At 37.5% G+C, this 23,222-nt stretch carries 26 protein-coding genes, 2 riboswitches and 1 other annotated feature (1 of these 29 running past the window's edge); of the genes, 10 read left to right on the top strand and 16 right to left on the bottom strand.

Annotation, left to right across the window (positions count from 1 at the left end; genetic code table 11):
• Nucleotides 1-67 precede the first annotated feature (67 nt).
• Nucleotides 68-1,147 (bottom strand): hypothetical protein, encoded by a 1,080-nt coding sequence (locus LQU94_RS00475; protein ID WP_230634053.1) that lies wholly within the window; start codon nucleotides 1,145-1,147, stop codon nucleotides 68-70.
• A 184-nt stretch (nucleotides 1,148-1,331) separates the two neighbouring features.
• Between LQU94_RS00475 and LQU94_RS00470 the strand changes: the two genes are divergently transcribed.
• Nucleotides 1,332-2,195: a DegV family protein gene (locus tag LQU94_RS00470; protein ID WP_230634050.1), complete on the top strand. Its 864-nt coding sequence runs from the start codon at nucleotides 1,332-1,334 to the stop codon at nucleotides 2,193-2,195.
• Nucleotides 2,196-2,291: 96 nt separating this feature from the next.
• Nucleotides 2,292-2,942, top strand: a complete 651-nt coding sequence (locus LQU94_RS00465) for a 50S ribosomal protein L25 (protein WP_230634047.1) — start codon at nucleotides 2,292-2,294, stop codon at nucleotides 2,940-2,942.
• A gap of 91 nt (nucleotides 2,943-3,033) precedes the next feature.
• Here LQU94_RS00465 and LQU94_RS00460 read toward each other — a convergent pair whose 3' ends face one another.
• On the bottom strand, nucleotides 3,034-3,639 hold the full coding sequence (locus LQU94_RS00460; RefSeq protein ID WP_230634044.1) for an ECF transporter S component: 606 nt from the start codon (nucleotides 3,637-3,639) through the stop codon (nucleotides 3,034-3,036).
• 62 nt (nucleotides 3,640-3,701) lie between these two features.
• Nucleotides 3,702-3,816, bottom strand: a riboswitch (FMN riboswitch).
• A 125-nt stretch (nucleotides 3,817-3,941) separates the two neighbouring features.
• Nucleotides 3,942-5,321 carry a L,D-transpeptidase family protein gene (locus LQU94_RS00455; RefSeq protein ID WP_230634041.1) on the bottom strand — a complete coding sequence of 460 codons (1,380 nt, stop codon included), beginning with the start codon at nucleotides 5,319-5,321 and terminating at the stop codon, nucleotides 3,942-3,944.
• Nucleotides 5,322-5,491: 170 nt separating this feature from the next.
• On the opposite strand from LQU94_RS00455, the gene LQU94_RS00450 reads away from it, so the two are divergent.
• On the top strand, nucleotides 5,492-6,253 hold the full coding sequence (locus LQU94_RS00450) for an IclR family transcriptional regulator (protein WP_230634038.1): 762 nt from the start codon (nucleotides 5,492-5,494) through the stop codon (nucleotides 6,251-6,253).
• Nucleotides 6,254-6,348: 95 nt separating this feature from the next.
• Nucleotides 6,349-7,950, top strand: a complete 1,602-nt coding sequence (locus tag LQU94_RS00445) for an amidohydrolase (protein ID WP_230634036.1) — start codon at nucleotides 6,349-6,351, stop codon at nucleotides 7,948-7,950.
• Between the two features lie 42 nt (nucleotides 7,951-7,992).
• On the opposite strand, the gene LQU94_RS00440 is transcribed toward LQU94_RS00445, so the two are convergent.
• The 6 genes from LQU94_RS00440 to LQU94_RS00415 all read right to left on the bottom strand — a co-directional run bounded on the left by LQU94_RS00440 (nucleotide 7,993) and on the right by LQU94_RS00415 (nucleotide 13,179).
• Nucleotides 7,993-8,736, bottom strand: coding sequence for an ABC transporter ATP-binding protein (locus LQU94_RS00440; RefSeq protein WP_230634033.1), 744 nt, complete (start codon nucleotides 8,734-8,736; stop codon nucleotides 7,993-7,995).
• Complete coding sequence (locus tag LQU94_RS00435) at nucleotides 8,726-10,267, bottom strand: ABC transporter permease/substrate-binding protein (protein WP_230634030.1); 1,542 nt, start codon at nucleotides 10,265-10,267, stop codon at nucleotides 8,726-8,728. The genes LQU94_RS00440 and LQU94_RS00435 overlap by 11 nt, the downstream gene beginning before the upstream one ends.
• A 137-nt stretch (nucleotides 10,268-10,404) precedes the next feature.
• Nucleotides 10,405-11,178, bottom strand: coding sequence for an ABC transporter ATP-binding protein (locus LQU94_RS00430; RefSeq protein WP_230634028.1), 774 nt, complete (start codon nucleotides 11,176-11,178; stop codon nucleotides 10,405-10,407).
• Nucleotides 11,141-12,139, bottom strand: coding sequence for an ABC transporter substrate-binding protein (locus LQU94_RS00425; RefSeq protein WP_230634025.1), 999 nt, complete (start codon nucleotides 12,137-12,139; stop codon nucleotides 11,141-11,143). The genes LQU94_RS00430 and LQU94_RS00425 overlap by 38 nt, the downstream gene beginning before the upstream one ends.
• A gap of 1 nt (nucleotide 12,140) precedes the next feature.
• On the bottom strand, nucleotides 12,141-12,845 hold the full coding sequence (locus LQU94_RS00420) for an ABC transporter permease (RefSeq protein ID WP_230634022.1): 705 nt from the start codon (nucleotides 12,843-12,845) through the stop codon (nucleotides 12,141-12,143).
• Nucleotides 12,846-12,882: 37 nt separating this feature from the next.
• Nucleotides 12,883-13,179, bottom strand: coding sequence for a thiamine-binding protein (locus LQU94_RS00415; RefSeq protein WP_230634019.1), 297 nt, complete (start codon nucleotides 13,177-13,179; stop codon nucleotides 12,883-12,885).
• A gap of 47 nt (nucleotides 13,180-13,226) precedes the next feature.
• Nucleotides 13,227-13,324, bottom strand: a riboswitch (TPP riboswitch).
• A gap of 63 nt (nucleotides 13,325-13,387) precedes the next feature.
• On the opposite strand from LQU94_RS00415, the gene LQU94_RS00410 reads away from it, so the two are divergent.
• Nucleotides 13,388-14,119, top strand: coding sequence for a TatD family hydrolase (locus LQU94_RS00410; RefSeq protein WP_230634016.1), 732 nt, complete (start codon nucleotides 13,388-13,390; stop codon nucleotides 14,117-14,119).
• 36 nt (nucleotides 14,120-14,155) lie between these two features.
• Here the strand turns inward: LQU94_RS00410 and LQU94_RS00405 are convergent, their stop codons facing one another.
• The gene (locus tag LQU94_RS00405) at nucleotides 14,156-15,583 is read right to left on the bottom strand and encodes a leucyl aminopeptidase (RefSeq protein WP_230634013.1); all 1,428 of its coding nucleotides are present in this window, start codon (nucleotides 15,581-15,583) and stop codon (nucleotides 14,156-14,158) included.
• Nucleotides 15,584-15,676: 93 nt separating this feature from the next.
• Entirely contained in the window at nucleotides 15,677-16,456 is a 780-nt protein-coding gene (locus LQU94_RS00400) for a hypothetical protein (protein ID WP_230634010.1), read from the bottom strand.
• 170 nt (nucleotides 16,457-16,626) lie between these two features.
• On the opposite strand from LQU94_RS00400, the gene LQU94_RS00395 reads away from it, so the two are divergent.
• The 5 genes from LQU94_RS00395 to LQU94_RS00375 are packed head-to-tail and all read left to right on the top strand — an operon-like array spanning nucleotide 16,627 to nucleotide 19,679.
• Nucleotides 16,627-17,313, top strand: a complete 687-nt coding sequence (locus LQU94_RS00395; RefSeq protein ID WP_230634007.1) for an energy-coupling factor transporter transmembrane protein EcfT — start codon at nucleotides 16,627-16,629, stop codon at nucleotides 17,311-17,313.
• Nucleotides 17,297-18,097 (top strand): energy-coupling factor ABC transporter ATP-binding protein, encoded by an 801-nt coding sequence (locus tag LQU94_RS00390; protein ID WP_230634004.1) that lies wholly within the window; start codon nucleotides 17,297-17,299, stop codon nucleotides 18,095-18,097. Before LQU94_RS00395 ends, LQU94_RS00390 begins: the two co-directional genes overlap by 17 nt.
• On the top strand, nucleotides 18,094-18,678 hold the full coding sequence (locus tag LQU94_RS00385) for a hypothetical protein (protein WP_230634001.1): 585 nt from the start codon (nucleotides 18,094-18,096) through the stop codon (nucleotides 18,676-18,678). Before LQU94_RS00390 ends, LQU94_RS00385 begins: the two co-directional genes overlap by 4 nt.
• A gap of 9 nt (nucleotides 18,679-18,687) precedes the next feature.
• Entirely contained in the window at nucleotides 18,688-19,290 is a 603-nt protein-coding gene (gene cbiM, locus LQU94_RS00380) for a cobalt transporter CbiM (protein WP_230633998.1), read from the top strand.
• Between the two features lie 2 nt (nucleotides 19,291-19,292).
• Entirely contained in the window at nucleotides 19,293-19,679 is a 387-nt protein-coding gene (locus tag LQU94_RS00375; protein WP_230633995.1) for a hypothetical protein, read from the top strand.
• A 41-nt stretch (nucleotides 19,680-19,720) separates the two neighbouring features.
• Here LQU94_RS00375 and LQU94_RS00370 read toward each other — a convergent pair whose 3' ends face one another.
• From LQU94_RS00370 to rplJ, 5 genes are read right to left on the bottom strand one after another with little or no spacing between them, the layout of a single operon-like run.
• Nucleotides 19,721-21,145, bottom strand: coding sequence for an NCS2 family permease (locus LQU94_RS00370; protein WP_230633992.1), 1,425 nt, complete (start codon nucleotides 21,143-21,145; stop codon nucleotides 19,721-19,723).
• A gap of 29 nt (nucleotides 21,146-21,174) precedes the next feature.
• Nucleotides 21,175-21,504 (bottom strand): branched-chain amino acid transporter permease, encoded by a 330-nt coding sequence (locus LQU94_RS00365; protein ID WP_230633989.1) that lies wholly within the window; start codon nucleotides 21,502-21,504, stop codon nucleotides 21,175-21,177.
• Nucleotides 21,501-22,178 carry an AzlC family ABC transporter permease gene (locus LQU94_RS00360; protein WP_230633986.1) on the bottom strand — a complete coding sequence of 226 codons (678 nt, stop codon included), beginning with the start codon at nucleotides 22,176-22,178 and terminating at the stop codon, nucleotides 21,501-21,503. Before LQU94_RS00360 ends, LQU94_RS00365 begins: the two co-directional genes overlap by 4 nt.
• A 55-nt stretch (nucleotides 22,179-22,233) precedes the next feature.
• Nucleotides 22,234-22,617, bottom strand: coding sequence for a 50S ribosomal protein L7/L12 (gene rplL / locus LQU94_RS00355; RefSeq protein WP_230633983.1), 384 nt, complete (start codon nucleotides 22,615-22,617; stop codon nucleotides 22,234-22,236).
• Nucleotides 22,618-22,645: 28 nt separating this feature from the next.
• Complete coding sequence (gene rplJ / locus LQU94_RS00350; protein WP_230633981.1) at nucleotides 22,646-23,185, bottom strand: 50S ribosomal protein L10; 540 nt, start codon at nucleotides 23,183-23,185, stop codon at nucleotides 22,646-22,648.
• Nucleotides 23,186-23,202: 17 nt separating this feature from the next.
• Nucleotides 23,203-23,222 (bottom strand) — a sequence feature (ribosomal protein L10 leader region) (it continues 101 nt past the right edge of the window).

Here is a 23,222-nt window from a genome sequence, read left to right as displayed (position 1 = left end):
TATCAAATTCCCCACAAAAAACAAAGGTAAGAATCATTCTTACCTTTGTCCTCAAACATCTATTGGATTATTTTTTTACGTTTTCCATTGCTCCAACAATCATTTCTTTTAATTCGTCAATTTTAATGGTTACAGAAGAAGCCAAATCCGCGGCCGCTTCGCTACCTTCTTCTAAGGTTACTCCTGTAATTTCTTCAACGGATTTTCCTTGGAAATAATCTTCCAAGGCATCCATTTGCTCAAACCATTCTTTTTCGATTTTACTTGCCGCTTTCATTCCGTATTCTGCTCCCAATTCACGTTTGGATTGAATAAATGCTTCCAATCCTTCTGGAGCTACACCGTCTACAGAATATTCTACTTCTGGTTGAGAAATATCTAATATACTATCTACCAACTTGCCTTCGCCATCTACTGCAACGGCTGTCGCATAAATATCCATAGCAGCCTTTGGTCCCATTTCTCCTTCTAAGCCTTTGCTTTTAGAAGTATCGGCTTTTAACTTCAAACCAATATCCGTTGCTCCTGGAATATCTACCGTATTTTCAGAAGCTTCTTTTACAAGACTTTGGAATTCACCAATGCTAATGGTTACGGATGAAGCCAAGTCTGGAGTGTCTGGTGTATTGCCATCTTTTGTAGGAACGGCTTCTACTTCTTCTACTGTTTTTCCTTTGAAATATTCTTCCAAGGCAGCCACTTGCTCGTACCATTCTTTTTCAATAGCACTTGCTTCTTTCATTCCATACTCATCGCCTAAATCCACTTTTGATCGAATTTCTTCTGTGTTTTCAACCAAATTGTTTTCGCTGTCAAATTCTACTTTTGGTTGAATGGCATCAAATTTAATGTCTACAATTTTATTTTCTGAATCAAACGCAACGGCAACAGCTAAGGCATTTCCTTGGGTACTTGCTCCCATTTCGCCTTCGCTAGATTTCGCTACAACTTCTGTATCAAATCCTAGACCTAATTTAGCCATATCCCCTGCTGCCACCTCAGTTGTCGCATTGTTGTTTGCTGCTCCATTGTTTGCGGCTGTGTTGTTTGCGGCGTTGTTATTTCCGTTGGCTGCAGGTTGTCCACACGCTACCAATAAGGACATCGCTGAAACAACAAGCGCCATGTTCTTCATTTTTGATTTCATAAATTCCCCTTTCAATACACCTTACATTCTTTCTTTATATAGTTTGTTTCTTTTTCCGATTATAAACCTACCCAAAAAGTAAGTAATTTAAACACTTCACTTTCATTTTTTTCTTATAAATTCCTAACCCTCATATGAAGCGATTATGATATAATGTATATGTATGTATAGAAAGGGGGAACCTATGTCATCCTATGCAATTTTTACCGATGCAGCCATTGAGTTGATTCGGGATGAAATCCCAGAAAATGTTCATGTCATCCCTATGGATGTTTTATTTGGCGAAGAAATTGTTACCATTTACGGAGACGAATCCGCAGATTTCCATAAAAACTTTTATCAACGTATTAAAAATGAAGAGTTGCCTTCTACTTCTATGATTCCTTCTATAAAATACGAAGAGAGCTTTCGAGAAGTATTAGAAAAAGGACAAGATCTGATTTATTTTTCTTTAAGTAGCCAAATTACAGGCACTCTTACTCAAGCTGAATTGGCAAAAAATATTTTAGAAAAAGAATTTCCCGATCAGAAAATGTATTTAATTGACAGTTTGGCTGCTTGTTCCATTGCGGGCATCCCATTGGATAAGGCCATTAAAAATTTAGAGGCTGGAATGTCTGTGGAAGAAAATGCTGCGTTTTTGGAAAAAGCACGGCAAGATGTTATGGGAATTGGAATCGCTATGAGTTTAACCCATCTTTATCGTGGTGGCCGTTTGAGTGCATCTAGTGCTCTATTAGGAACCGCTCTAAGTATCAAACCTTTATTGAATTTTGATACCGAAGGGAAGTTGACTCCTTTTGCTAAGGCTCGAGGATTGAAAATGGCTCACAAAGAAATTCTTCGACAAATCCAAGACCATGGATTAAAAGAAGGCCCTTGCATTATTTCTCACTGCGACAATGAAAAGGAAGCGGAAAAAATAAAAGGGTTAATCGAAGAAGAATTTCCACAATACGAAATCAGAATTCAGCCTTTAAGCCCTGTAGTAGGAGCGCATTTGGGCCCAGAAGCTTTGATCGTTACCACTGAGGGAGAAAGATTTTAAGAAATTTGGAGAATTCTGGAATAATAGTAGATAATAACAAGGGTTTCTAGTATAATATATAGTTGACTGAAAACAGATACTAATAGGAGGTAGACCATGTCAGAATTAAAATTGAATCTTATGAAACGTGAAGACCTTGGTAAAAATAAGGTTGATAAAATGAGAAATGAAGAAATTGTTCCAGGTGTATTGTACTCTAAAGGAGAAGAAACAGTACATGTGGCAGCGAAGAAAAACGAATTAGAAAAAATCGTTAACGCTGCTGGTACTTCTACACTTGTAGATGTTGATTTAGATGGAACTGCATCAAAAGTTCTTTTCAAAGACGTTCAAATGCACCCATACAAAAACCAAATTCTTCACTTTGACGCTTATGGAGTAAACTTGAAAGAAAAATTAAAACTCTCTATTCCTGTTGTTCTTCAAAATCGCGACAACATCAAAGTACAACCATCTGTATTGATGCAATTATTAGACGAAGTAGAAGTAGAATGTTTGCCAACAAGCCTTCCAAGCGAAGCTGTTGTTGATGTTGAAAATATGGAAATCGGCGATACATTAACCGTTGCTGATTTAGATGTTTCTTCTATTGATGGAATCGAAGTTCTTACAGAAGCAGAAGAAGCCGTTGCTTCCTTAAATGAACCAAAAGAAGAAGTAATCGAAGAAGAAGTTGAAGGCGAAGAAATCTCTGCTGCTGATGTTCCAACAGTTGATGAAACAGAAACAGAAGAAGACGCTGAATAATTTGCAAACAAAAAGAGCCTACCCTCTGGCAGGTTCTTTTTTATTTCAAAATTTTACGCAAAAGAAAAACCAGTCTTTCGACTGGTCTTTTTTAATGCAATAAATAAGATACTTTTTTGTAAATCAACAAAGTTACAATTGTCATTACCAAGCCTTTGATTAAGTTAAAAGGCAAGATAGAGTAAATCATCATTGTCCACAAAGAAGTAATGTTTCCGTTTATAGCTGTTCCTGCTGCTACGATATTTTCCAATCCCATAGCCTTTGCATACAATGGAAATACAACAAAGTAGTTGCTTAATACGGCCAAAGATGCCATACATACCGTTCCGGCAAACAAAGCAATAATGGCTGTTTTGTATGTGCGTTTTCTACGATAAATCACAGAAGATACGCCTACCAATGTGGAACCGATAATAAAGTTACTAAGCTCTCCCACTCCCATGGTAGAAGTTCCTTGCAATAACATATGCAAAATATTTTTGAAGAACTCAACGGCAATCCCTGCCAATGGGCCCATGGCAAATCCCGCAATCAATCCTGGCACGTCAGAAACGTCCAATTGGATAAATGGTGGTGCGATTACAGCCAAAGGAAATTGGAAAAACATTAAAATAAAAGCAATAGCGGACAATACAGCCACACGAGTAATTACTTGTGTGCTACTTAAAGATTTTGATCTTGATACTTGGTTCATTGATATCCTCCCAAATGAATTCGAGCACAAAAAAATGCCCGTAATCTTCGGGGCAGCTTAAAAGCCATCTTCTTTCATCCGGACTATACCGTCGGTATTGGAATTTCACCAATTCAGTCAATCGACTCGTGGACTATAACCACCGGTGAGGAATTTCGCCTCGCCCTGAAGATATCTTATTTTTATCTTGTTCTTATTATAACACAAAGGCTTTTGCTTGTATAGTAAAATTATAGGAATTGATATATTTTCTCAAAATATTTTCCAAATAAAAAAGAGATCCATAAAAGATCTCTTCTCTCTTATATTTTTTGTGTTGCTGAGTTATAGACAATTACAGGCATACCGTGGAAAGCTTGATTGTAAAAATCATCCGCGATTCCTGGTGGCGTATTTACACAACCGTGGCTTCCATTTCCTCGATAAATGTTTCCACCGTAGGAAGAACGCCAATTGCTGTCATGGATTCCGCAACCGGTCCAGTTAAATGGCATCCAATAATTTACATGACTTCTCCATGTTGCTCCTGTTAAATAGCGGTCTCGTTCTCTACTCCAAATTACGTGAGTCCCTGTTGGGGTTCCATTTCCTTTGGTTGGATCTCCCGTTACAACCGCTGTGTCTAAAACTTTCTCTCCATTTTTATACATCCACATATGTTGTCTTGCTATATCAATTTCAATATAGGTATTTCCTACATCATCTACGTTACGAGATTGGGCTTCTCTAGAATAAAACGGCTTCATTTCTTGTGGCTCTTTTAATTCCATAGCCGCCATTAAAGCGTCGGTAGTTTTTTCTTGATCCGTTAACCAACCATAGATTCCACCTGGTATGCGAACCGTTCCGCCACCTGTTATATTAAAATCTCTCGTTCCCTTAAAAGTATCATATTTTTTTGCCAATTCTTTTACATAGGCCGCTGCTTTTTCTCGATCGGGAATTAAATTCCCTTTTTCATCTTGAGAATATAGGCGAATTAAATCTTCTCCTCGCAAATTTTCCACTCGGTCAGAAAAATTATAAGCCAAACTATAGCTTTCGATTTCATTTAAGCTCTTTGCATGGTTTTCCATCTTATCCATATCTTCAGCAGGTTCTGCCGTAACGTAGGCTTTTTTCTCCTCTAAATTCAATTGATATTCTCCTGCTTTTAAGCTGGATAAAATTTCTTTTTTTAATTTTTCTTTATTTAATCGGTCCCCTTCTTCTGCTGGGATTACAACGTATCCCTTCCCTTGCTCATAACCAATATGAGCAGGTACTGGATCTTTAATATTGGAAGAGGAAACCATACTTAATTTGTCGATGGCTTGATTTAATTTTCCTTCATTAAATTCTACTTTTGCATCTACTTTGTATTCATTTCTTGTCAAACTATGAATAGGCCAATAAAAAAGATTCTCATTCAATCCTTTATAGTTTTCGATTTTTTCTATATAATCAAAATCTTTTGGATAAATGGTTTCTTTTCTTTCGTTTCTTCCAGACAATTCCAAAGAGTGGTTCTTCCAAATCCCTTCATAGGTCTGAACAAAATTCGCCCTTGGTTTCAAACCAAAGTCTTTCCCGTTAATAATCGTATTAGGTAAAAAATACTGTTGGAAAAATACGAATCCTACAATATATAAAACCAATAAAAGGCCGATTAAAATCAAAAACACCTTCGCCAATGTCTTCATGAACCTACATTTCTCCTATCTATTCCAACTACTTACTTATCGAATCAGTGTATTTATAAGTTTATCAGTTTCATCTTATGAAAACAAGTACAGATTGGTCACAAATGTTAATTGTTAAGATTTTTAGAATCATGTATAATAAAGTCAACCCTAGGAAAGAAGGAATAAATATGGAAAAAAATCATAGAATTATTCAATCATTACAGCGAGCTTTTGCTATATTGGATTGTTTTGATGAATTGCACCCTCGTCTTAGCCTAAATGATATTACAGAAATGGTTCATCTAAACATTAATACCACAAGAGGTTTGGTCAATACTCTTGTTCATTTTCATTATTTGTCTCACGATTCTTCAGACAATAGCTATTGCTTAGGCCTTGCTTATGTTCCTAAAGCAGAGCTTGTAGAAGAACAAATTATTTATCATACAAAACATAAAATTCAGCCTTTTTTGAAAAAATTGTCCAATGAATACTTAATGAGTGTACGCTTAAATATGATTTCTTCAGGGCGACTTTTTACCCTTTATACAGAAGTCCCTGATAACTCTCGCTATCTTTTGATGACGCGTTCCCGTACTCCTTTCCCTCTCCACGCTACTTCCTCTGGAAAAGCGTATCTTTCTACTCTAAGCGAAAAATTGCAACACGAATACCTAGAAGAAACCAATTTAACAAAATATACCGAATCTACTAAGACAAACCCTGAAATTCTATTCCAAGAAATGCAAGAAATAAAGAAGCAAGGATATGCTTTGGAAATTGGTGAAATTAGCGATGGAATTGGCTCTATTGCCTTCCCGATTCTCAATCGCAGAGGAGATTGTTTCGCTACGATTAGTTTATCTAGTTCCAATGAAGAAATTTTAGAGGAAAAAGACAACATTGCCAAAGAGGTGAAGGAATTTACTACAACCCTTATGGATTTATAAAAAGCAGCCTTCGGGCTGTTTTTTTTGCTTTATTTCAATAAAATGCCAATTTATGATATACTTTAAGGTAATCTTTGAGAAGAAAGGATGAATCGATGATTACAAAATATATAAATGGAAAAATTTACGTGGAACAGGGACGGTTTGTTGAAGCTATGTCTGTTGAGGATGAGAAAATCATTGCCGTCGGAACCAACGATGAAATCAAATCTTCAAAAGGAGATACTATTGTAGATTTAGAAGGAAAAACCGTAATTCCGGGGATTAACGATTCCCATCTACACCTATATATTACTGGAAATGCTTTGGCGCAACTTCAATTAAACGGTGCTAGAAGCATCGATGAAATTGTTGAACGAGGCAAAAAATATATAGAAGAAAATCCAGATCTATCTTTTGTTGTTGGTAGAGGATGGAATCAAGATTATTTTGAAGAGGGAGAAAAACGCTCTGTAAATCGCCACGATTTGGACCGAATTTCTACAGAGGTTCCCATTGTAGCAGAGCGTGTTTGCGTTCATGTTATTAGTATGAATACAAAGGCTTTGGAACTTTTGGGTTGGGATAAGGACAAGGTTATTCCCGGAGGAGAAATCTATCGGGAAGAGGACGGCGAAATGTTAGGCGTTTTCACAGAAAATGCGGCCATTGAAGCTCGTTCCATCGTCCCACAGGATAGCGAAGAAGAAATTGAGAAGAAATTCTTATTGGCTGCTGATTATGCCTTAAAAAATGGCGTTACAACGGTTCAATCTTGCGATATTATGATGGCGGACCATTGGGACCCTATGTTTTCTGTGATTCAAAAGATTTATAAGGAAAAGAAAACGCCTATGCGTTATTTCCCTCAATTTAATTTCAACCAAATGGACACATTAAAGGAATACATTGAAAAATATTATTACCAAGATATTTATGACGATGTTTACCAAAAAGGGGCCATTAAATTGTTTAAGGATGGTTCTTTAGGGGCAAGAACGGCTCTTTTGTCAAAACCTTATTATGATGATCCAAGTACTAAGGGCGTCGAGGCCATTTCCAAGGAAGATATGGATGCTTTTTGTGCTTTTGCAGAAGAAAAACGCATCCCACTTTTGGTTCATACCATTGGAGATGAGGCCATTCGTACGGTTGTAGATAGTTACGAAAAACATTTTAAGGACGGGAAAAATTCTCTTCGCCACACTTTGGTTCACTGCCAAATTACGGACAAACCATTGATGAAGCGAATTGGCGATTTGGATATTGTTGTCAGTTATCAACCTATTTTCTTAGAATATGATATTACTATGATGGAAGATCGCGTTGGTCCAGAACTTGCTTCTACTTCCTACGCTTATCATTCTATGAAAAATATCTATGGAGCCCATACGGCCTATAGTACCGATTCTCCCGTGGAAGACTTAAATCCATTCCCTTGTATTTTTTCTGCCGTAACACGTCAGAAAACCAACGGATTCCCAGAGGGCGGATTTTATCCAGAAGAGCGAGTTTCTGTGGAAGATGCCATTGATTCTTATACATTAGAATCTGCTTATATGGAAGGCGTTGAAGATCGAAAAGGACGATTAAAACCTGGATATTATGCCGATTTTATTGTTTTGGATCGAGATATTTTTACTTGTGACCCCATGGAAATCAAAGACATTACCGTAGAAAAAACTTTTGTCAACGGTGCTTTGGCTTACGAAAAATAAACAAAAAAAGGTCCCCGAAATTTCGGGGGCCTTTTTACATGGCTACACTTCTTCTTCCCAGCGGATAAAAGCAGTTTCAATTAATTCTTGAATGTATTCATTGGCTGGTTCTTCTACAATTTCTCTAGGCGTTCCAATTTGCTGAATTTCTCCCTTAGACATAACCATAACCCGCGTTCCCAACTTTAAGGCTTCCGAAATATCATGGGTAATAAAGACGATGGTCGTTCCCAACTTTTTGTGAATGGCTTTCATCTCCTTTTGGAGCTGATGCTTTGTTATGGCATCTAAGGCACCAAAGGGCTCATCCATTAATAAAACATCAGGAGAAGCTGCTATGGAACGGGCAATCCCCACCCTTTGTTTTTGCCCACCGGAAAGTTCCGAGGGGTATTTTTCTTTTTCTTCTATGGATAAATTGACCATTTCCAACAAATTTTCTACAATTTCATCGATTTTTTCCTCTGAATTTCCCAAAAGTCGAAGAACATAGGCAATGTTTTCCTTTACCGTTAAATGAGGAAACAAAATATTTCCTTGAATCGCATAGCCTATTTTCCGGCGAAGCTGAATCATGTCCATATTGGCAATATTTTCTCCATTCATTTGAATTTCCCCAGAATCAGGTTCCACCAATCCATTGATCATTTTCATAATCGTCGTCTTCCCTGAGCCAGATTCTCCAATAATGGTTAAAAATTCTCCCTCATGAATCTCTAAATGAAAAGGAGGAATAATCATCCGATCCCCATAGGATTTCGTTACGTTTTTATATTCAATTCCCATTTTTTCCCTCCTCTTTTATCATTCCTTTGGAAAGAAGAAACTCTCTGGCAACATTCTCTGGGGTTTCTCCCAAAGACTCTACTTTATTGTTCATTTCAATCATTTCTTCTTCTCCAATCAATCCATCCATAGCGTCTAGAACCTCTTGCAATTCGGGATGGCTTTCTAAGGTATCCATTCGAACTACGTTTCCAGCCAAATAAGAAGGATAGAGTTTTTTGTCATCTTCTAAAACTTTTACATCCGTAGAAGAAAGTTGCCCATCGGTTGTATAAATAACCATAGCGTCCATTTCTTCTTGTTGAATCGCCTTATACTTTAGTCCAACATCCATATCAGAAATACTTCCAAATTCAAATCCATAGGTATCTACCAAAGCCTGATACCCATCTTCTCTTTCAAAAAAGTCGGCTTCTGCTCCAAAGGTTAAGGCAGAAGATACGGCTCCTAAGTCGCTATATGTTTCTAAATTATAACGTTCCGCAACAGAATTCAATACGGCGATTCCATAGGTGTTGTTAAAACCAAACATTCCATCAAAGGTCAAACCACACTCTTCTTCATAGGCTTGCTTTAACTCTTCAAACTTTGATTCGTCGTAATGATCTTCTCGTTTCAAAATAACTTGCCAAGCCGTTCCCGTATACTCTGTATAGATGTCAAAATCTCCTTTTTCCATAGCGGGATGAATATTAGAAGTTCCCCCAGCAACGCCACTTGTAACAATGGGTTCTAAATCCGTCATTTCTTCTATTAAAAGTTTTGTAATCTGTCCTGTAATATAATTTTCTGTTGTTGGTTTTGTTGCAATATGAATGGTTCTATTCCCAGAAATACTAGAAAGCACCATAGGTACAATCAATAAAAGAGCCGCTAAGGGGATGAGAATCTTTCCATATACTTTCTTGTGATTTTCTATGCGATTTTCTATTCTTCCCAAAATAAAATCACACAATAAAGCCAATAACGCCACCAAAATACTTCCGGCTAAAATCATCTCTGTTTTGTTGGTGGTGATTCCACGAAATATAGCGACTCCCAGTCCACCGGCTCCAACAAAAGAAGCGATTCCTGCCAAAGCAATGGTCATAGTTACCATATTTCTTAACCCCGTCATAATAACAGGAAGGGCCAAGGGCAAAGTAATTTTTGTTAAAACTTCTCGGTCTGTACTCCCCATTCCATAAGCTGCTTCAATAATATTCGGATTAATATTTTTGATTCCTGTATATGTACTACGAACCATTGGCAATAAAGCGTAAATCGTTAAAGCAATAATGGCTGTCGTGTTTCCAATTCCTGTAAATGCTACCAAAATTCCCAAAAGGGCAATGGATGGAATCGTATAAACAATGTTCACAAATCCCAATACAAATTCCGCAATTTTTTCGTATCGAGTAATCAGTATCCCAATGGCTAGACCCAATATACTGGCAATAAAAATAGATGTACCAGCAATTTGTAAATGTTCTATAAATAGCCGAAGAAAAAAATCTCCATTGGTGGTAAGCAAATTCCAAGTATTATTCATAAATCCTCTACTTTCTCTTTCTTTTCGTGCTTTCCCTATACCTATACCCTTTCTTGGGAATTTCGGTCGATTGAAGAAAAATCCGTGTATTTTTCTTTTTTTCTACAAAAAATACGACTTCCGAAGAAGTCGCATTTCTATTCCAACCCCAATTCTCTTAGGATTTGTTTTTTGTATTCTAAAAATTCTGGCGTAAGGGAAAAATCTTCCCCATCTCGTTTTTTCAAAGGCAATTCAAAGGAAATTCGTCCTGGGGACCCTGTCATTAAATAGATGCGATCGGACAACAAAAGGGCTTCATCAATATCGTGGGTAATAAAAAGCGTTGTAAGACCTAAGGTTTCACTCATTTCTTGGTACCACTTATGCATTTGCTTTTTTGTTATGGCATCTAAGGCACTAAAGGGTTCGTCCAATAAGACCACTTCCTCTGAGGCAAAGTAAGTTCGCAAAAAGGCGGCCCGTTGACGCATTCCTCCTGATAAAGCATTGGGATAGGATTTTTCATATCCTTCCAAACCAAACATGGGCAAAAGTTTTTTCGCCTTTTCTTGGGCCAAAGATTTCTTCTCTCCCTTTAGAATCAAAGGCAAAATCACATTGTCCATAATGTTTTTTTGTTCAATCAAAAGATCCTTTTGTAACATATAGCTAATATGTCCCGGCTTTCCCGTTACGTCCATTCCTTGGAAAAATACCTTTCCCTTATCGGGAATTCCTACTCCAGAAATTACGTTAAAAAGGGTTGTCTTTCCTACTCCACTTAAACCCAAAAGAGAAACAATTTCGCCCTCTTTTACTTGAAGATGGATGTCTTCAATGGTGGGAATGTTTTGGTAGGATTTCATAACCCCTTCTACGGTTAAGACGGCGTTATTCTGGTAAGAATTCGTTGGTGAATCCAAAGTCATCTTCTATCTCACTTTCAATCAATTTGTTTTCATATAACCATTGATAGAATGCGTTCCAACGAGCGCTGTCAATATATCCCCATTTTTCTGCATCGGCAATATATTCTTTGCTCAAATATTTTTGGCTCGCTACTACAATGTCGCGGTCCAACTCTGGACTGGCTTTTAATAAAATATCCGCTGCTTCTTCTGGATTTTCAATGGCATATTCATATCCTTTTTTTGTTGCTCGTAAAAAGGCTTTGGTTAACTCGCCATTTTCTTCTAAGAATTCGTTATTGGCAATAATGGTTGGTGTGTAATAATCAAATACTGGATTGATATCTCTAAAGGCGAAATAGTCAATCGGAACCTCTTTTACTTCTGCAGCTACACCATCCCATCCGTAAAAAATCCATACGGCGTCTGCTTCATTTCCTAAACCTGTAAACACATCGGTGAAATTCGATGGCAACAATTGTACCTTTGAAAAATCTCCCCCATCTTCTTCCACTACATTTTTTACCATGGCTTGTTCTGTTTCCATACCCCAAGTTGCGTATCTTTTTCCTTCCATCCCCTTAGGACGATCCATTCCATTTCCTTTCAAAGATACGATTCCAGATGTATTGTGTTGAACCAAAGCCGCAATATTTGTAACAGGCAACGGATTTTCTTGGGCATAGGCCGAAGCGATGGTATCTTGGTAATCAATTCCCAACTGTGCTTTTCCAGAAGCTACCAAAACAGGCGCGCCTCCTTCTGGCGGTTGGGCAATATCCAAATCAATTCCTTCTTCTTCATAATATCCCAAAGCATCAGCTACATAAATTCCCGTATGGTTTGTATTTGGCGTATAATCCAATACCAATTGTAGAGAGTGCATTTCTTTTCCATCTTCTGTCTTTGCCATCTCTCCATTGCTACATCCTACAAAAATAAAAGCACCCGCAAGCAATATAGCGGACAATATTTTTTTCATCTCAATCCCCTCTGTGTTTTCTTATCCAAGGCATACTCAAAATTTGAATCCAATCTACCAGTTTCATCAAGAGTACACTTAATACAGATATTAATAAAATTACAGCAAACATTCGATCAAAGGCATAGGATTTTCGAACGCGAGTCATATAAACGCCCAATCCACTATAACCTCCTAGCCATTCTGCAATTACAGCTCCTACTACTGCATAGGCCGCTGAAATTCTTAGACTGGCAAAAAAATAAGACTTTACATGGGGCAATTTCCCATGCCAAAGAATTTGTAAAGGATTCGCTCCCATAGAGCGAAACAATTTAATCATATCCGGATCCACCGATTTGAATCCATCCAAAACTCCTACTGTAATAGGAAAAAACGTAGCGATAACAATTAAAACAATTTTTGCTTGGATGTCGTAGCCAAACCAAAGAACCAACAATGGGGCAATCGCCACCGTTGGGACAGTTTGGGTTACAACCAAAACAGGATACATTGCTTTGTACAAAGGATTGAAATATTCCATTAAAAGAGCCATGGAAAATCCCAAAAGAATCCCCAAAAATAGCCCAATAAAAGCTTCCAATAATGTTACTTTTCCATGTTCTATAAGCAAAGGCGCATCTTGAATTAAGGCTTTGATTACATCAATAGGACTTGGCAACATATAGGAATTGACAATCCCCGTTTCAGAAAGAAACGTCCACAAAAGCAATATCCCTACAATCCCAGAAAGAGATTGCGCTCTATTCGTGATATTTTGAAACTTTTTCATCCGTTGTTAAAATGGATTGGTCTGGACTATAAACCAATTTTACATAAGAGCTTACCATAGGCGCTCCTTCGCGAATGGCGATTTCTTGGCTTTTACGGATAATATCCATAATTTGGTCCAAATCCCCTTCTACTGTGGTTTCAAAGGGACCAACAAAATATTCCAATCCCGTAGATTCAATATATGCTATCACTTCGTCTACAATTCGCACCAATTCTTTGGTGTCGTCTACTTGTGGCAATGTTTGCAATGCCAATGCACAATTCATAAAAACCTCCCCATAAAATAGAAAAGACTCCAACCTTTGGAAAGTTCGAGTCAAAAAACACACTTCCCTACGCTAGTTTTACCTATATCAGGTTCAAAGGGTCGTTCCATAAGAACTCTCAGCTTACGCTCCCCCAGTGAATGATTCAATTGTTGCTTTTATTATAACATAAGTACATACTATAGTATAGGAAGGGAAGGAGGAAATCATGTATTTTAATTTTCACGACCATTATTCTTTTTATAAAGACAAGGAAACATCCCTTAGCATTTTAGAAAAAGAAAAAATCCATACTCTTTTTGTTTCTATGAATTTAGAAGAATATCTTTCATTAAAAGAAACTTTTTCGGATCATCCCCTTATTTCCATTGGTTTGGGGATTCATCCTTGGGAAGTCAAAAAAGAAAACAACTTAAAATCCTTAGAACCCTATTTCTCCTCTTGCGATTTTATTGGGGAAATTGGCATGGATTTTTATTGGGCGGAACAGAAAGAATATTATCCCCAACAAAAAGAAGTTTTTGAATTCTTCTTACAAAAGGCGGAAGAATACCAAAAATTTCCCAATATTCACACCAAGGGAGCCGAATTAGAAATCCTGTCCCTACTTCAAAAATATAACGTCCCCACTCCTGTTATTCATTGGTATAGTGGACCTTTGGAATTGGTGGAAAAATATTTGGAAGAAGGCTGTTATTTTACCATTGGCCCTGATGTTGGCTATAGTAAAATTACGAGCGAGTTATTGCAAATCCTCCCACTGGATCGAATTCTTTCCGAAACCGACGGCGCCACTTCCGTGGAATGGGTCAATGGAATCTATGGAGAACCAGATTACATTAAAATGATTGTGGAATCCATCGCCAAGGAAAAACATCTTCCCTTAGAACAAGTGCGAGAACAATTGTATCAAAACGGACAAAACATTTTGCCAAAATAAAAAACCAAGAGGATTTCCCTCTTGGTTTCTTTTGTTTTAGCATTCGTCCATTGGCGCCACTAAATTGTAAAGAGCTTTTACATGAACCCCTGTGGCAAGTTCTGGTAAATAAGCGTTTTCTTTGGATAGATATGCCGTTCCTGCAATATCCAAGTGAATCCAAGGAATATCGTTGGCAACAAACTCTCCTACAAATTGGCCCGCTGTAATGGTTCCGGCATTTCGTCCCCCTGAATTTTTGAAATCGGCCACTTTGGATTTATAACCGCGTTTGAAGGCTTCATCATTTGGCAATTGCCATACTTTTTCTCCCGCTAAATCCGCTGCTTTTTGGAAATTATCAAAGAATTCTTGGTTGTTGGTTAATGCCCCTGTATACTCTTCTCCTAGAGCTGATAAAACCGCTCCCGTTAAAGTAGCCAAATCAATAACACGGTCTACTTTCAATTCATTGGTAATATAATACATAGCATCAGCCAATGTAATACGGCCTTCTGCGTCCGTATTTACTACTTCAATGGTTTTTCCAGATAAGGAAGAAATAATATCTCCCGTTTTGTAAGCATGACCAGAAATTAAATTTTCACAAGCGGCTACTACAGCGGTAACATTGGCTTTGGCTTTGGTTTTTCCTAAGGCATACATGGTACCAATAACGGTTCCTGCCCCACCCATGTCGCAATGCATGGTTACCATGCCGCCAGGTGTTTTGATACTATATCCACCACTATCGTAAGTCAATCCCTTTCCTACAAGACCAGTTACTTCTTTCGAATCTGGATTTCCTTTGTATTCCATTACAATAAAACGAGGTTCGTTGTCGGATCCCTTTCCAACGCTTAAAAAGGCTTCCATTCCCATTTCTTCAATTTGTTTTTTGTCGTAAACTGTAACATTTACCCCTACTTCTGATAAATTTTCTACGGCTTTTTGTGCCAAGGTTTCAGGATAAATAACGTTAGACGTTTCGTTTACCAAATCACGGGCAAAGAATACCCCGTCCAATTGGCCTTGGATTCGATTCAAACCTTCCATTAATTTTTCTTCTGGTCCTTTGAAGGCAGTATAGTTTACTGTAATCTCTGCAGGAACTTCTTCTTCTTTTTTCAAGAAACGATATTCCACTTGACGGAATCCTTCATAAATCGCCATTAGAACTTTACGATTGCAAACTTTTAAGTCAATTAGAGAAAGTTCTACTTCGGTTTCTCCTTTGGATTGAAGAAGTTTTGCCAATTTTTTGGCCCAGGCACGCAAATCATAAAGGCTTAGTTCCTCTACATCTCCTACGCCCAATAGAATTTCTGCCTCTCCCTCTACTTTTGGGAAATAAACCAATTGGCCGCCTTTTCCTTCAAATTTTTCGTGTTCTTTTGCCCAAACAAAAACAGGCGAGTCAATACTTTCTCCCTTAGGAACAAAATGTACTTTTACTCCACCTTTTTTATTCAAATTAAACTTCATAAAAACTCCTTTCAAATATATCTCAATATATCTTCTTTCCTATTCTAACACAATCCTCAATACAAAAAACGGTAAAATAAATACTCATTTATTTTAGTTATAACTTTCTCTTCTAGGATAGAAAATTATTAGAGCAACAATACCTAATACAAAGAATATTGAAGCTGAGATAGCCACAGAAAGCTCTGGGTAGGCAAAGTCTGTGAAACCAAAATTTTTCACGCCAATCCCAATCAAAGCCCATAAGGACGGAATTGCCACAGCTATATTTTTTGTGCGAACAGCAATAATAATAACGGTAAATACAACTATTATAATTGCTAAACAGGTCAATACACAAGCCAAGGTCCCAACACCATTCATTCCCCATTTTACCAATAAAGTAAAGAGATTGGCAAAACTAGCAGGAATTAGCCACCCCAAATGTAATCCAATTGGATAGCGAACCATCCATTTTTCTCTATACAGAATGTGATCTTTTGCTACTTCTTCATTGGCAAAATACAATAAAAGAGTGTAAATAAAAATACATACAAAAGAGATTGACAAGAAGTTCAAGTTCCATGTAATATTCCAAAAAATATTACAAATCATCCAACCCAAAAACAATCCCTTTAATCGTTTCCTAAATGCTTCTTGAAAAGAATTAGGAAATTTTCCAAACTCTCGATAAATTGTAAATACTACACCTAAATAAATTACACCCCAAATACTGAAAATGAAATCAGCCGGAGCGTACAAATTATAATACATATCCGAAATTTCTTTTTGAGAATAAGGAAGTACAATCCCTGCTGATGATAAATAATTTAGTAGAAGTACTATAACAAATGCAATTACCAGTGTCCATCTGTTTCGAATAAATTTTTTCATATTTCTTCCTCCTATTTTCCCTTTTACCCTATTTCTCTTTTCTTCCCCTTTTAGAGAGAAATTTTGACAAAATAAAAGAATTTTGATATCATTTCCATATTAAAAAACAAATTTGATAGCACATTTCAATTATTTTCGAAGAATCTAAATATTAGGAAAGGATGAAAACCATGAAATCTGGACAAACTTTGGCTCTTTCTTTTGTCTTCCTATTTTTTCTATCTTCGATTTTATCTTTGGAAATATTGCTACTCTTCCTTGGTTTTTCCCTTGTCCTTTCTATTGGGATAACGAAGGATTTTTTTGTTCATAAACAGATTCTTCCCGTATTTCCCTTTTTACTTCTTATGGGAATTTTTGCAGGAATCTCTTTCTATACAGGAAATGAGGTGGCCTTTCTTTTTCAAAGTCGGATCTTTCTAAAAGTTTTGATTTCCGCTTTGATTTTAGGCTCTTTGATTCGATTTTATCGTCCCATTGAAATGATAAATGGGATTCTATCTCTTGGACTTCCCCCCTTTATGAACCAGATTTTTGTCTTAAGCTTTCGCTATTTTTATTCTCTATGGCAAGAACTCCAAATCAGCCAAAAGGCCTTGCACTCTCGCGGGTTTCTCCAACGTCCACTTTTCCAAAGACTTTTTTCTACAGGAGAATGGATGGGGGGATTTTTTCTCCACAGCATCGATCATAGCGAAAAAATCTATCAAGCGATGTTAGCAAGAGGATTTCAAGGGAAATCAAAGGATTCTTCCATTTGGAATCCTTCTTATACCCTTCTCTTCCTTACTTTTGTGGCCATTTGCCTTCTATTTCTTCTTTGGGAAAGGAGATTTTTCCATGTCTATTACAATTAAAAATCTTTCCTATTCTTATCCCAAAGAAACATCTACCTTAAAGAATATTTCCTTGGAATTGGAAGAAGGACAAAAAATCGCTCTTGTGGGAAGAAACGGAAGCGGAAAGACAACCTTCCTTTCCCATTTTAACGGGATTCTTCTCCCTCAAGAAGGAGAAATTTTCCTCTGGGATACCAAAATGGAGAAGAAAAACGTAAAAACCCTTCGCCGACATATTGGATTTTTATTTGATAATCCAGACCATCAGCTCATTTCTTCTACTGTGAAAAAAGATTTGGCTTTTGGTTTGGAAAATTACGGCTATTCAAGGGAAGAAATCCGTGAAAAAATAAAGGAAATTTCTAAAAAACTTTCCTTAGGAAATCTATTGGAAAAAATTCCCCATCAACTTAGTTTAGGACAGAAAAAAACCGTAGCCCTGGCTGGCCTTCTCGTTCTCAATCCAAAACTTTTGGTGGCCGATGAACCTTTCGCCGGTTTGGATCCGCCTAATAAAAAGGCACTGAAAAATTTATTGGATCAGTGGATTGATAACCAACACACGTTAATTTTTTCCACCCACGATATGAATTTGGCCTACGAATGGGCCGATTCGGTTATCGTCCTAGATCAAGGAGAAATTTTAGAGTACGGAAAAACCTTAGAAATTTTAAGAAATAACGAAATTTATGAGAAAACGCAATTGGAAAAACCCTTTTTTCTTTCTCTATTTGAAGAAAAAGAGGATCTTCCTCGAAATATAGAAGAGGCGAAAAAACAAATCAAAAGGAGTACAAAATGAAAAAACACACAAAAACATTAGGAGTCGCATTGCTTGGCCTATCTTTGGTCGCTTGTACTACGGGAAATAGCCCAGCAGAAAACAACAGTATGGAAAATATAGGAAATCCAATCGAAAACCAAGTAGAAAACAACCACTCTATGGAAAACAATCACAGCCACAATGCAATGGCTGAAAACCCAGAACACGACCACGATCACGACCATCATCACCACGACATTGGCCAGCTCTATGCCTACCAATTGCCAGCGGGAGAATATACCCTAAAAACAACCTATCCAAAGGGCGGAACCATAGATTTTGCGTTTTTGGATTTAGGCAATGGAATCGATGATATTGAACACCATGCCAGCCACGTTTTATCTAGTGAAAAAGAAATGATTTCTGTAGGAAATCCATTCCTTCCAAAAGCGGATTATGCCTATGAGTTTCCACAAGAAACTCCAGAGGAGTCCCTTGTTTTTTCCATTGAAAAAGACGGAGAATATGCCTTTGCTTTTTCTTTAGAGGAAGAAGATCTTCAATGGCAAATTCTAGATAAAGAAGGAACGGTTCTTACCCCTATTTCTTTGGAAAAATAAGGTGATCTTGTGCATATTTCTGATGGCGTTTTAGACGGAAAGACCATTACTCTCACCTCCATTGGGGCGGTCGCAGCCGTTGCTTACGGAGCAAAGGGACTGAAGGAAGAAGAAATTCCAAAAATTTCATTGTTGGCGGCGACTTTTTTTGCCGGCTCTTTGATTTCCATTCCCATTCCTCCCTCTTCCGTCCATCCTATTTTGTGTGGATTGTTAGGGATTTTATTGGGAAGACGAGCCAGTCTCGCCCTATTCCCCGCCCTATTGCTACAGGCTCTTCTTTTTCAACATGGAGGCATTACATCCCTTGGAGCGAATTTGCTCCTTTTCTATCTTCCCGCCCTATTGGCTCATTTTCTCTATTTCCGCACAAAAAAACTCTCCTATTTTTTGCGAGGATTCCTCGCTGGGGTTCTAGCTACTCTTTTTGCCCTTTTCCTATTGTTGGGAATTTTATATTTTTCCCATTCTCAATTTGCTCAAGGGGAAATTTCCATTTTAACCGTTCTTTTCCTTTCACACATTCCCCTTGCCCTTTTGGAAGGCATTGTTACAGGGGGAGCGGTTTCTTTTATTGAAAAAACCAAGCCACAATGGATACAAGGAGAATGAATATGAAAAAAACTTTGCTTATAATATTGGCTTTCCTCCTTTTATTTCCTACAATCCTCTACGCCCATGGAATTCATTTGATTTTGGTGGAGCCTGGAAAATTCCGAGGAGAATACGACGGTGGTGGATTTTCCCCTCGTATGACAGTCACTTTATACAATCAAAAGGATGAGATTCTCGCCCAAGGGAATGTAGATGAAAAAGGAGAATTTGTTTTTGATCCAAAAATTTCCTTTGACTACGCCGTTTTAGAAGACGGCATGGGACATCGAGGGGAATATATTCCAGAAGAAACCCAAAAAAATTCTATTACTCCCTTAAAAATAATCCTCCCTTTGGGAATTTTTGTAGGAATCGCCTTTTATTTTCAGCGAAAAACAAAAAAATAGACACAAAAAAAGCAGCCTTTTGGCTGCTTTTTCTTTTGCTTTTATAGGAAAGCAAGCAAGATAAAGTTGATAATAAACAAAATGGTTGAAACAATTAAGATTGGATGCAACTCTTTTGCTTTTCCTCTTACAATTTGGATTAGGCAATAGAATACGAATCCAGCTGCGATTCCGTTACTAATGGAATAAGATAATCCCATAAATACAGAGGCAAAGAATGCTGGAACAGCCATATCTAAATCCGTCCAATCAATATCTTTGAAGCTTGCTAACATCATTACCCCTACAACAATCAAAGCGGGAGCCGTTGCTTGTCCTGGAACCAATCCAGCTATAGGAGCAGCAAAAATACTCAATAAGAATAAGATACTAATTACAACAGAAGTCAAACCTGTGCGTCCACCGGCCCCAATCCCAGCGGCAGATTCTACGTAAGTGGTTGTATTGGAAGTACCTAACACGGCACCTACACTTGTACCAATGGCATCGGCAAATAATGCTTTATCCAATTTGGATTTGAATCCTGTACTATTTTCCATAGAAGCAATGTCTTCGTCACTGAAGATTCCAGAGCGACGACCAGTTCCAATGAAAGTTCCCAATGTATCAAATGTATCGCTTAGGGAGAAGGCAAATACTGTCATTAAAACGGTAATAATTTTTGTAGAATCTTGGAACAGACTCAACAAACCTTCTGGACCTACAGCCACACCAATTACGGTCCCCAATTCTGAGAATGCTTGGCTTACAGAAGTTGTAGAACCAGCGTTCAATTGGCTTAAATCTACAACGCCAAAAGGAATTCCCAATAGAGTCGTAGCAATGATACCAATTAAAATGGCACCTTTTACATTTTTAATTACCAATAGAACTGTAATAATCAAACCAACCAAAGCCAATAACACACCAGCTTGGTTAAATGTTGCCATTTCAGGAATCGCTGCTGCACTACCAATAATGGTTCCAGAATCCAAAGCAGTGTATGTTCCTGGATCTAAAGTAAAGGTTAAGAAGCCAGAGTTTTTAATTCCGATATAGGCGATAAAAATACCAATCCCGCCAGAAATTGCGTGTTGCATAGATTCTGGAATGGAAACAATAATTTGTTTACGGAATTTTGTAACGGTGATAATTACATTAATCAAACCACATAAAAATACCATTCCCAAAGCTTGTTGCCAGGTAAATCCTAAACCGAATACAACCGTATAGGTAAAGAATGCATTGAGTCCCATACCTGGCGCCAATGCGTAAGGTACATTTGCAAACAATCCCATAACCAAAGTTCCAGCTACAGACGCCAAAATGGTAGCCAAGTAAACCGCGCCCCAAGGTACACCGGTTTGAGCCAACATAGCTGGATTAACGAAGATAATGTAGCTCATGGCAAAAAATGTAGTCAAACCAGCTAAAATTTCCGTAGAAACATTTGTGCCATTTTCACCCAATTTGAAAAATTTGTCCATCAATTTCTCCTTTTCAAATTCATCCCCGATCAAACAAAAACTTGCTGAACGAAAAACATATAGACGACCGTGCCCAATACCATGGAAAGAATTAATTTCTTCTTCCATTTATAACTTACTGCGGTAATTACCACACCACTTAAAAGAGGAACAAAACCACTGGGCTCTTGGAAATGGATCCCTTTTAAGCAATAAACAACTAACAACGCCATCATAGAATAAGGAAGCAAATTTCCCAAATCCTTAATCACTTCTGGAAGCTCTTCTCTTTTCCGGAAAAATAAAAAAGGAGAAAGGCGAATCACCATGGTTATAAAACCTACAATGAGAACGGTAATGATTGCTTGTGTACTCGTCATTTTCCTGCCCTCCTTCTATGAAGAAGATTGCCTACCAAAATAATAAACATGGAAGGCAAAATAAAATTTTGTGGGCCAAACAGTAGCAAACACAAAATCGAAGCTCCAAATCCTAAAAGAGTTGGAAATTTATCTCCCCGAGATTCCCATTGATCCATTACTATAATAACAAATAATGCCGTCATCATAAAATCAATTCCTGTAGCATCAATCGGTATAATGGTTCCAATATAAACTCCCAGCACAGAAGCTCCAATCCAGTAGATAAAATTTAGAAAACCTATACCAAGCATATAATCTTCTAATTTTATGCCCTTTGGACGATCCGGCGATAAATAAAGAGAATAACTTTCGTCACTGCAGAAATGATAAATCAATAATTGCTTCCATGTAGCCGTTCCTTTTAACTGATGAATAAAGCTAATGGAATAAAATAAATATCGCAAATTGACAGAAAGAGCCAGCAATATTATGTCAAAGATCTGAAATGGATTTTGAAATAGGCCTAGAGTTGCAAATTGCATCGCTCCAGCATAAATATATCCACTCATTAAAAGACTCATTAAGGAGCCGTATCCCATTGACTTTACCAAAACGCCAAAGCCAATCCCCAAAAAGAAATACGTGATTAAAACGGGTATAGTTTTTGGAAAAACTTTCTTTAATAAACTCATTTTAACCTCTTTCAAAAAAAAATAGCTGCCTCATTGAGACAGCTACCTTATTCCATTACTTAACTTCTACAGTAGCGCCAACTTCTTCTAATTTAGCTTTGATTTCTTCAGCTTCTTCTTTGTTTGCGCCTTCTTTGATTGGTTTTGGAGCTTCGTCAACTAAAGCTTTAGCGTCTTTTAATCCAAGACCAGTTACATCTTTAACAACTTTGATAACTTTAACTTTTTCAGCACCAGCTGAAGCTAAAATTACGTCGAATTCAGTTTTTTCTTCTGCTGGAGCAGCTCCGCCAGCAGCTGGAGCAGCAGCTACAGCAGCTACAGGTGCAGCAGCGCTTACGCCAAATTCTTCTTCTAATGCACTAACAACTTCAGATAATTCTAAAACTGTAAGGTTTTTTACTTCTTCAATAAGAGCTAATACTTTTTCACTTGCCATTGTATAATACCTCCTGGTTACGCGCTAATTAAGCGCTCTCTTCTTGTTCTTTCTTTTCTTTGATTGCGTTCATTACTGTTGCTAGGCCACGTAAGTTTCCTTGAAGAACATTCGCAAATCCTTGAATTGGTGAATTCAAGCCGCCAAGTACTTGTGCAATAAGTACTTCTCTTGGTGGTAATTTTGCCAAAGCTTCGATACCAGCAACATCAATAACCTTTCCATCTACTACACCAGCTTTAATTTCGATTGCTTCATTATCTTTTGCAAATTCAGAAATAATTTTTGCTGGAGCAACAGCATCTTCCATACCAAAAGCAATTGCAGATGGTCCTACAAGATACTCGTCTAGGCCTTCAAAGCTTAAATCATTGAAAGCACGTCTCATCATGGTATTTTTGTAAACTCTGTAATCAACACCATTTTCACGAAGTTGTTTACGAAGTTCAGTAACTGCTTCTACAGTTAATCCACGATAGTTGACTAGGACGATGGAGTGAGCATTCTCGATCTTTTCTTTGATTTCATCAACAAGACCGATTTTTGATTGAAGTTTTGCTTCTTTCACTTCTTCACCTCCCAATTTTTTACATAAAAAAATCGCA

The sequence above is a fragment of the Peptoniphilus sp. KCTC 25270 genome (assembly GCF_021012875.1).
Taxonomy (GTDB): domain Bacteria; phylum Bacillota; class Clostridia; order Tissierellales; family Peptoniphilaceae; genus JAJMZJ01.
The sequence above is the reverse complement of the archived record's forward strand: the minus strand, read 5'-3'. Positions and strand labels throughout refer to the sequence as shown.